Raw genomic sequence first — 8902 nt, 5'->3', positions numbered from 1 at the left:
CCCGGACCTCTCCGAAGGTCGACGCTCCTACACCACGCGCGGGGGCACTATCTACAAAAGGTCTCTGCGCTCCCCGTCGCCTTGGCCGCCAAAGAGGGCGAGCCAGCATTCTCGACCCTGTCGCGTAACGCTTCGGCAAACGCTTCAAGGTCCACTGCCGAGTTTTGTACTGCAATGGGGCTCGGCAAAGCGGCGGTCTGCGCCGGTGATCCGCAACAACTTAAAGCGTTAGCGGCGCTCACCGGCTCATCCGGCACAGACATGATCCTAAACAGTCCCTACAAGATCAGTGGGAAATATACTGAGCTGCATGGGCATCGTTTTCTGAGCCGGTCCATCCGCAAACACGATCTTGCCATCTGCCCCATCTGCTGGCGGGAGGATCTGTCGTTGGCGGATGGCCACTTGGACGGCTGCGCGATCCGATGGGAATGGTTGCCCCGCTTCATGAGTTGTTGCAGTCGCCATAAAATCGCACTGATTGAGCTACCTTACGCGGATTACACGACCTGCTATGACCATGTGCTTCGTGCTGAACTGGCTGAAGGATGGCTACATAGCCTGGAGGAGCGGGTCCAACAGCAAGCCTTGTCGGTCTTTGAAAACGTGGCTCTTGAGCGGCTTGAGCAGAACACCCAGATGGTGGACTGGTTGCCTGATATTCAGATCGACACCTTGGAACGTTGGTGTCTGGGGCTGGGCGCGTTTATCGCAGAAGGCACCTTACGCCCCGATGCCTCGCCGCTCGCAACACGGCGCGAACTTATCGATCTGGGCTTCTCGGTCACCCGTGCTGGGCACGCGAAGCTGCTTGATGAGGTCGATCAAGCGCTCGGACGGCATTCGACGCGGCTCAGCAAGACATGGTTTCATGGTTGGGCGCTGCAGGCCTCGATGCAGGACGAGCGGCGGGCGTTTCGCGACATCATGCTCGGCCTCATTAAGGATCAAGGCGACTACTGCCTATTGTCCAGACACCAGTACGCCCCGCCCGAAGTGCAGGTTAATGCGTGCATCAAGAAGATCGCCGAGACCACGGACCGATCCCGCAAATGGGTCAGGCGCACCTTGATCCTTGATGACCTTTTGCCCAACGGAAGAGTTCCGGTCGGCCTTGATGTCAGGGTACGCCTCAAAGCGTGCACCATGCACATAAAAGCGCTGGCCGAGAGCTTCGGGGCAGAGCAGGGCGCAAACTTCCTGGGTGTCGGCATCACGTTGTTCGAAGGCCTCGTCTCTGAAAGGGTGATTACACCGATTACGACCAAAGCCTTCAAGAAACCGCGTTTCAGCGCCGATATGCTGGATGATCTCCTCAACCGAATGAAAGCTCGTGCGATCCTCCAACCCGATCATGCCATCCGCAAAGATATGATCAGCCTCTCGCATGCATCATTTGTGCTGCGGTGCCCAGCAGGCCAAATTCTGCGCTTTCTTGAGGCGGGCGAGCTGCCCGGTTCCTACATCAAGACAACCGAGATCGGACTCGCTGGGCTGAGAATTAGTCATAAAGAGCTGCTCGCTGCGATACGCCGTCAACAGCGTGCCGATTTGACACTGGAGGAGGTGCGTAAGCGTTTGGCCCTAAGCAGCCGAGAACTTCGTCAAGTGGTTGCAGCTGGGTTGCTCCATGTAGATCGTCGGCGACCCAATGGGCTTCGAAACGCTGCGGAGTTCATAACCTGCGACGATTACGAGGCCTTCCTGGAGAGGTTCCAAACGCCAAAGACTGCTGCCCAATACCTCGGGCGAACGCCCAGAGAAGTGACGGCGCTGGTCATAGCTTCGCAGCTTAGCCCCGTGATTTCAGGAAGCGATGCACGGGTGTACGACCGGGAGAACATTCTAAGTCTCTAAACTTCAAAGGCTTTCGCGGGCACTACTAGGTTGGTCCCGTGCTCATCAGGTCAATAGACCTGTCCGCCTTATCCAACGTGAATACAAGTGAAATCTCGCCCTGTCGCTTCCGCGGCAGGGCGAAGGCATTTCTGGTAGTACGATAGGGGGAGATGCAGGGCTGCGCGAGGTACCCTGTCAGGGACTTTGATCCACCTTTGCGCCGAGTCAGTGTTATTCGGGCAAGACTGCGATCTGAGCCACAGTTTCATGGGCTTTGAAGAGCCATAGCGCGGAGGTTTCAGTCTTCCCCGAAAAAAGTTCCAAGTTGATTGTGATGCCAAATGGAAAAAGATTCTGGATCAATCACTTGAGAACGTGTCAGATTCCAATCTTAACCGAACATCACAAAGTGACATGATGTCAGTGACTTCGGAAATCGCTCAGGGGCGGTTCGGGGTCGCGGATTTCACAGCTGTTCACACAGAAAGTGACACAAGTTCTGTCATTTTCGGGCGGTGACTGTCGTGCGGCGATCGCGCTTCTGATTTGGATGAGCGCACGCAGCGCGGGTCCGAAAGAGCGGCAGCAGGGAACCCGACAATTCAGCGCGCCTTGTCGATGGAAAGGCCCCGCCGGTTTCTCTGCGCGTCCGGCGAGACGCTTTCAGTTCGACCAAGCCGCGCCCGATAGAGGCCACCGCCCCATTGCCGGTAGTTTATCGCAGGAGCACCATTTGCTCTGCGACACCTGCGGCCAGAAGAGGCTGCCACGTTTCACTTTGCAGGCCGGCGGCGAGGGCAATCGTCCTGTCGCGCTCAGCTTTCGGGGGTGACGAAGAGGTCGGGTAAGAGCGGCTCGCCGGGATCGACGGCATAGCCCGAGAAATCCACGGTGCCCTCTTCGCGCAGCACCTCCTCGTCGATGAAGAAATTGCCGCTGCAGCTTTTCGCGGGGCGGGTGAGGATGGCATGGGCGGCATCGGCGACGATCTGCGGTGTTCGGCAGTTCTTGGGCTGGACCGCCCCGCCGAGCATGGCCAGCGCCGCCGTGTCGATGACCGTGCGGGGCCAGAGCGCGTTGGCGGCGATGCCAAGCGGGCGGAACTCTTCGGCCCAGCCGAGCACGCACAGGCTCATCCCCATCTTCGAGATCGTATAGGCCACATGCGGCCCGTACCACGCCGGGTCGAGCGAGGGCGGGGGCGAGAGCGTGAGAATATGCGGGTTCTGCGCTTGCTTCAGTGCGGGCAGGCAGGCGCGGGTAACCGCGAAAGTGCCGCGCATATTGACCGACATCATCAGATCAAAGCGCTTCATCTCGGTCTCGGCGGTGGGCGTCAGAGAGATTGCGCTGGCGTTGTTGACCACGATGTCGATGCCGCCGAAGTGGTCCTCGGCCTTGCGCACGGCATCAGTCACAGCCGCCTCGTCGCGGATATCGAGCATGAGGGGCAGGGCGCGCCCGCCCTGTGCCTCGACCTCTGCCGCGGCGTCCTCGATGGTGCCGGGCAGGCGGGGGTGCGGGGTGACGGTCTTTGCCGCCAGCACCACATTGGCCCCATCGCGCGCGGCGCGCAGCGCGATGGCCCGGCCGATGCCGCGGCTGCCGCCGCTGATGAAGAGTGTCTTGCCGCCGAGATCGGTCATCTGGCCCGTTCCTTCTTGATCTGGTCCACGCCGGGGTACGGCTCCGGGGCGCGAGCGCCGGAGCGGTGTTGCGTTCAGAATGCCGCCTCGTCCAGCGCCATGAGAGTCTCGCCACCGGCCATGATCTGCGACAGCAGCGTGCCGGTCTGCGGCAGCATCCGCTCCATGTAGAAGCGCGCGGTCACCTGCTTGGTGGCGTAGAACCCATCCGGATCGCCGGTCTCGCGGCTCTGCGTCATCGCGGTCTCTGCCATGCGCGCCCAGAGATAGCCCATGGCGGTCAGACCAAAGAGCCGCAGGTAATCCGTGGCCGCCGCCCCGGCTTCGTCCGGGTTGGCAAGCCCGCGCCGGGCGACGGTGGCCGAAGCGGTCTGCAGGCGGCCAAAGGCCTTGGCGAGCGGCGCGATATAGCGGGCCATCTCGGGGGTCTGCGCGTGCTGCTCGATATACTCCGACACCGGATGGAAGAACCGGCGCAGCAAGCGCCCGCCATTGGCGCCCAGCTTGCGGCCCACCAGATCGAGCGCCTGAATGCCGTTCGTGCCCTCGTAAATCTGCGTGATGCGCGCGTCGCGGACGTATTGCTCCATACCGTGCTCGCGGATGTAGCCATGGCCGCCCAGCACCTGCATCCCGAGGTTGGCGTTCTCGAAGCCAAGATCGGTGAAGAGCGCCTTCACGATCGGCGTCATCAGCGCCACGAAATCCTCCGAGGTCTTGCGCACCTCCGGGTCGGGGTGATGGGTCTGCTTATCAAGCTCCTTGGCCACCCAGACCGCCATCGCGCGGCAGCCTTCGGTCGCCGCCCGCTGCAGCAGCAGCATCCGCCGCACGTCGGGATGCACGATGATCGGGTCGGCGGGCTTGTCGGGCGCTTTGGTGCCGGTCAGCGACCGCCCCTGCAGACGCTCGCGCGCATAGGCGACCGAGCCCTGATAGGCGGCCTCGGCCAGCCCCAGCCCCTGACCACCAACCGCGAGGCGTTCGTTGTTCATCATGGTGAACATCGCCTGCAGGCCCTTGTGCGGCGCGCCGACGAGCCAGCCCTGTGCACCGTCGAAATTCATCACGCAGGTCGACGAGGCCTTGATCCCCATCTTGTGCTCGATGCTCGAGCATTGCACGCCGTTGCGCGCACCCGGTGCGCCTTCCGCGGTGGGCAGGAATTTCGGCACGAGGAACAGGCTGATCCCGCGCGAGCCCTTGGGCGCATCCGGCAGCCGGGCCAGAACCAGATGGATGATGTTCTCGGTCAGGTCATGCTCGCCCGCCGAGATGAAAATCTTGGTCCCGGTGATGCTAAAGCTGCCATCCTCCTGCGGCAGCGCCTTGGTGCGCAGAAGCCCCAGATCGGTGCCGCAATGCGGCTCGGTCAGGCACATGGTGCCGGACCATGTGCCATCGACCAGCTTGGGCAGATACGCCTGCTTCAGCTCCTCCGAGCCATGGCTGTGCAGCGCCAGATAAGCGCCATGCGAGAGGCCGGGGTACATGCCGAACGACAGGTTCGCCGAGCAGATCATCTCGGTCACCAGCACGTCGGCGGCGGCGGGCAGCCCCTGTCCGCCATAGGCGGGATCGCAGGTCATCGCTGTCCAGCCGCCTTCGCGGAACTGGCGATAGGCCTCGGGGAAGCCAGCGGGGGTGCGCACCACGCCGTTTTCCAGAGTGCATCCTTCCTCGTCGCCCGAGCGGTTGATCGGGTACAGCACTTCGGCGCAGATCTTGCCGGCTTCTTCGAGGATCGGATCGATCAGATCCAAGGTGAACTCTTCGAAACCCGGAAGCTCTGCCAGCTCGTCGCAGCCCAGCAACTCGTGATAGACAAAGCGCATGTCGCGCAGGGGGGGTGTGTAATTGGCCATCGTCGCGATGTCCCTGTTCTGTGCGGCCCAAGGCCGGGGTTCAGTTCCGGAGCGGCTTACCGGTCATCAGCATGGTTTCGATGCGGTCGAGCGTGCCGGGCCGCTTGACCAGCGTGAAGAACCGCTCGCGTTCGAGGGCCAGCAGGTCCGCATCGGTGAGGGTCTCGATCGGATCGGTGCCCCCGCCCGACAGCACCTCGGCCAGCGCGACCGAGACGATCTCGTCATAGGGGGTGGCCTTGCCCATCTTGCGAAATTGCTGCACCGCCATCTCCATGGCAACGAGGCCCGACGGGCCGGGCAGCGTGTACTCGCGGGTCTCGGGGGCGGCGTAGCCCTCGACCATAGCGAGCGCGCGTGCCTTGGCATCGGCCAGAAGCCGGGCGCGGTTCATGGTGATGCCATCCTCGGGGCGCAGGAACAGCAGCTCCTTTGCCTCGGCGGCGGATTTCGCCACCGTCGCGGTGCTGAGGATCTCGAAAACCTTCGAGGGCACCGGCATCGGCCCCTTGGGCAGACGCCCGAAGCGCTGCCAGCGGTGCAGCATCTCGGTGCAGCCGCCCCAGCCGGGGATCAGCCCCACGCCGACCTCGACAAGGCCGATGTAGCTTTCCGCATGGGCCTGCACCGCATCGCAATGCAGCAGCACCTCGCAGCCGCCGCCAAGCGCGATGCCCGAGGGCGCGCCGACGACGGGGAAGGGGGCCGAGCGCATGTCCTGAAAGGTCTTTTGACCCAAGGCCACCAGCCCCTCGATCTGGTCCCACGCGGCGATATTGGCAGCAAAGAAGGCGAGGCCGAGGTTGGCGCCGACCGAGAAATTGGTGCCCTCGTTATGGATCACCAGCGCCTTATACTCAGCCTCCACCAGCTTCAGCGTCTTGCCCAGAAGCGCCATGATCTGGTCGTCCATCGAATTCATCTTGGAGGTGAACTCGAAGCACAGAACGCCGTCCCCGATGTCCCAGACCGCGGCGGACCCGTTCTTGAGCACCGGCTTTGCGCCGCGCTTGATGTCGGAAAGCAGCAGCACACCCTCGGGGCGGGTCACCGGATGGTAGGCGCCATCGAGGCCCAGCTGTTCGAGCTTGCCCGCCTCGACGCGATAGAAACTGCGCCCGCGCGCCAGTTGCAGGATCGGCGGCACCGTCTCGCCCTCGGCCTCCAGCCGCTCGGCCAGCCAGTCCGGGCCGATCTTGTCCATCAGCGCAAAGGGGCCGTCCTTCCAGCCATAACCAAGGCACATGGCCTCGTCGATGTCGGCGATCGTATCGGCCACTTCGCCCGCCAGCCCGGCGGCATAGCGCAGCGTCGCGCCCATCACCTCGGCGGCATAGCGCCCCTCGGCACTGTCATGCGCCATCAGCGCGCGCGGGCTGCGCCCGGCCTCTTCCATGGCCTCGGATCGCGGCTTGCGGGCGGTTGCGTAATGCCCGCTCGATAGGTTGACCGCCTCTTTCACCTTGTTGCCGCCGTCGCGGTTCAGGCGATAGAAGCCGCCCTTGCCCTTCCGGCCGGTGTAGCCCTCGGCGATCATTTTCTGCACGACCGGCAGCGGCCGGTTGGCGGTGTGGAAGGCGTCGCTCTGCGGCAGGGCTGCGGCGAGGCTCGCGTTCACATGCGGCATGAGGTCGAGCCCGACCAGATCGAGCAGCCCGAAGACCCCGGTCTTGGGAATGCCGAAGGGCTTGCCGATGAGCGCGTCGGCCTGTTCGACCGGGATGCCACGCTCGGCGGCCTCGATCACCGCTTTCTGCAGCCAGTAGACGCCGAGGCGGTTGCCGATGAAGCTTGGCGTGTCCTTGGCCCGGACCACCGTCTTGCCAAGCCGCCGGTCGGCGAAATCGGCGATGAGCTCTGCCGCATCGGCGCGCGTGGCGGCGCCGGTGACCAGTTCCATAAGCCGCATATAGCGGGGCGGGTTGAAGAAATGCGTGATCAGGAAGTCCTGCGCAAAACCCTCGGGAAGCCCGCCCACCAGCGTCGCCAGCGGGATGGTCGAGGTGTTGGACGACACGATGCTGCCACGCTTCCGCGCGCCCTCGATCTTGCGATAGAGGTCTTGCTTGATGTCGAGCCGCTCGATCACCGCCTCGATGATCCAATCGGCCTCGGCAAGACGCTCCAGATCGTCCTCAAGGTTGCCGGTCTCCACCAGCCGGGCCGCCTTGCGCCCCATGAAGGGCGCCGGGTCGGCCTTCTGCATCCGCGCCACGGCCCCTTCGGCCAGCGCGTTGCGGCTGGCCGCGCCCTCGGGCACGATGTCGAGCAGCAGCACCTTCACCCCGGCATTGGCCACATGCGCCGCAATCGCGGCCCCCATGACCCCGGCGCCGATGACGGCGACTTTTTCGATACCGGCCATCATGCGGCCTCCAGAATGGTGGCGATGCCCTGACCGCCGCCGATGCACTGCGTGGCCAGCGCGTAGCGGCCCCCTTCGCGCTTCAGCAGGCTCGCCGCCTTGCCGACGATCCGCGCGCCGGTCGCCCCCAGCGGGTGGCCGAGCGCGATGGCGCCGCCGTCGAGATTGACCCGCGCCGGATCGAGGTCGAGATCACGGATGCAGGCGATGGACTGGCTGGCGAAAGCCTCGTTGAGCTCGATCACGTCGAGATCGCTGGCGGAAAGCTCGGCGCGCTGCAGCGCCGCGCGGGTCGCGGCAACCGGGCCGATCCCCATGACGTCGGGCGCGCAGCCCTTCACCGCCACGGATTTCACATAGGCGATAATCGGCAGCCCCTGCGCTTCGGCAAAGCTGTCCGAGCAGACCAGCAGTGCCGCGCAGCCATCGGTCAGCGGCGACGAGGTGCCCGCCGTCACCACACCTTCGGCGTCGAAGGCGGGCTTGAGATCGGCAAGACCCTGAAGCGTCGTCTCCGGTCGCAGGCAGCCGTCGGTCTCGACCACGCCATCGCGCCCGGTGATCGGCACGATCTCATCGGCAAACAGACCCTTCTGCAGCGCCGCGGCGGCCTTCTCCTGCGAGCGGAGGGCGAATTCTTCCTGCTCGGCCCGCGAGATCTGCCAGCGCCGGGCGACATTCTCTGCGGTCTCACCCATGCCCATATAGGCCTCGGGATGGCTGCGGGCGAACTCGGGGTGGGGCATCGGGTTGAAGCCCATCATCGGCACCCGGCTCATATTCTCGACACCGGCGCAGACGAAGGCGTCGCCGGCACCCATGGCGATCGAGCCTGCGGCCACATGCACCGAGGTCATCGACGAGCCGCAGAAACGGTTGATCGTGGCCGCGCCCACCGATTGCGGCAGCCCGCTCATCAGGCCCACAAGCCGCGCGAGGTTGAGGCCCTGCTCGCCTTCGGGGAAGGCGCAACCGAGCAGCAGATCCTCGATCCCCTCGGGGTCGACCCCGGTGCGGGCGACCAGCGCCCGGACCACCTGCGCGGCCATATCATCGGGCCGGACCTTGGCCAGAGCGCCCTTGCGGGCCAGGGTGAAAGGCGAGCGCATGTAGCCCGCGACAACGACACGTGTCATCGGTAACTCTCCGGAGTTGCATGAGGAATTTGGAAGCGCGAAACCCTGCGG

Annotated in this window: 5 protein-coding genes; 1 reads left to right on the top strand and 4 read right to left on the bottom strand. The window is 64.2% G+C overall.

What is annotated here, in order from left to right:
- On the top strand, window positions 1-1857 hold a 1857-nt coding region (locus tag G0A00_RS21225; protein ID WP_164184394.1), incomplete at its 5' end, for a TniQ family protein.
- A 797-nt stretch (window positions 1858-2654) separates the two neighbouring features.
- On the opposite strand, the gene G0A00_RS21220 is transcribed toward G0A00_RS21225, so the two are convergent.
- The 4 genes from G0A00_RS21220 to G0A00_RS21205 all read right to left on the bottom strand — a co-directional run bounded on the left by G0A00_RS21220 (window position 2655) and on the right by G0A00_RS21205 (window position 8851).
- On the bottom strand, window positions 2655-3485 hold the full coding sequence (locus G0A00_RS21220) for an NAD(P)-dependent oxidoreductase (RefSeq protein WP_164184393.1): 831 nt from the start codon (window positions 3483-3485) through the stop codon (window positions 2655-2657).
- 74 nt (window positions 3486-3559) lie between these two features.
- Window positions 3560-5350 carry an acyl-CoA dehydrogenase C-terminal domain-containing protein gene (locus tag G0A00_RS21215; protein WP_164184392.1) on the bottom strand — a complete coding sequence of 597 codons (1791 nt, stop codon included), beginning with the start codon at window positions 5348-5350 and terminating at the stop codon, window positions 3560-3562.
- Between the two features lie 40 nt (window positions 5351-5390).
- Window positions 5391-7718 (bottom strand): 3-hydroxyacyl-CoA dehydrogenase/enoyl-CoA hydratase family protein, encoded by a 2328-nt coding sequence (locus tag G0A00_RS21210; protein WP_203595468.1) that lies wholly within the window; start codon window positions 7716-7718, stop codon window positions 5391-5393.
- On the bottom strand, window positions 7715-8851 hold the full coding sequence (locus G0A00_RS21205) for a thiolase family protein (protein ID WP_066105061.1): 1137 nt from the start codon (window positions 8849-8851) through the stop codon (window positions 7715-7717). The genes G0A00_RS21210 and G0A00_RS21205 overlap by 4 nt, the downstream gene beginning before the upstream one ends.
- Window positions 8852-8902: the final 51 nt, after the last annotated feature.

The sequence above is a fragment of the Salipiger sp. PrR002 genome (assembly GCF_010500775.1).
Classification (GTDB): Bacteria; Pseudomonadota; Alphaproteobacteria; order Rhodobacterales; family Rhodobacteraceae; genus Salipiger.
The sequence above is the reverse complement of the archived record's forward strand: the minus strand, read 5'-3'. Positions and strand labels throughout refer to the sequence as shown.

Excerpts from the sequence above, each read along its gene's own strand:
- G0A00_RS21220 (WP_164184393.1), bottom strand. The coding sequence starts at position 3,485 with ATGACCGATCTCGGCGGCAAGACACTCTTCATCAGCGGCGGCAGCCGC.
- G0A00_RS21215 (WP_164184392.1), bottom strand. The coding sequence starts at position 5,350 with ATGGCCAATTACACACCCCCCCTGCGCGACATGCGCTTTGTCTATCAC.
- G0A00_RS21210 (WP_203595468.1), bottom strand. The coding sequence starts at position 7,718 with ATGATGGCCGGTATCGAAAAAGTCGCCGTCATCGGCGCCGGGGTCATG.
- G0A00_RS21205 (WP_066105061.1), bottom strand. The coding sequence starts at position 8,851 with ATGACACGTGTCGTTGTCGCGGGCTACATGCGCTCGCCTTTCACCCTG.